1 protein-coding gene and 1 pseudogene are annotated in these 648 nt (G+C 58.6%); one reads left to right on the top strand and one right to left on the bottom strand.

What is annotated here, in order from left to right; genetic code table 11:
* Positions 1–116, bottom strand: a pseudogene (locus AC1DT3_RS23425) (aspartate-semialdehyde dehydrogenase); the annotation flags it as partial.
* Between the two features lie 141 nt (positions 117–257).
* Between AC1DT3_RS23425 and AC1DT3_RS23420 the strand changes: the two are divergent.
* The coding region (locus AC1DT3_RS23420) for a patatin-like phospholipase family protein (protein WP_477467544.1) at positions 258–648 on the top strand (391 nt) is incomplete at its 3' end.

Below are 648 nucleotides of genomic sequence, written 5' to 3'. Positions count from 1 at the left end.
TAGTCCTGCCAGATGTAAGTCTGCAGCAATCGTGGATGGTCAGGCAGGCGGTAGAGGATTTGAGCCGTTGTCAGGCCGTAGCCCTCGAGTTGGCGGATGAAATCCGAAGTCGCCATGATTTTCCTCCGAAAGAGAAAGGCGAATTCTGCTCCTTGAAATCTAACCGCGAGGTTACTGCTCCAGTTCCGACTGGATTCCCCCGCTATTGAGACTTTATCCGCTTCATCGTATTTCATGCGGGTCTTTCCGGGGGCATCATGGAATTGCGTCATTCTCCGATCAGGCGCTGGGCTCTCGTCGGCGTCCTCGTTCTGTTGGTCACGGGATGTGGCGGAAGCGTATTCAACGATCCGATCAACGAGCCCCTCGTCAAAGCAGCGCACCAAGGCAACTGGCCGCTCGACGCTGAACAATTCGGATCGACCTTCGTCGGCGTCGCCTTCTCTGGCGGCGGCATGCGTGCCTCCGCGTTTTCCTACGGCGTGCTGAAAGAACTCGACCGCCATCATGTGCGAACCGCGCAGGGCCCGCGCCGCATCACCGACATGATCGGTCTCGTCTCCGGCGTTTCGGGCGGTTCCGTCACGGCCGCCTATTTTGGATTGAAGGGCCGTGATGGGCTGCCCGCTTTTCGGACGCAGTTCCTGG

Source organism: Microvirga sp. P4_G7 (assembly GCF_056401005.1).
Note: the sequence above shows the minus strand (reverse complement) of the source record. Positions and strands in the feature narration are given on the sequence as shown.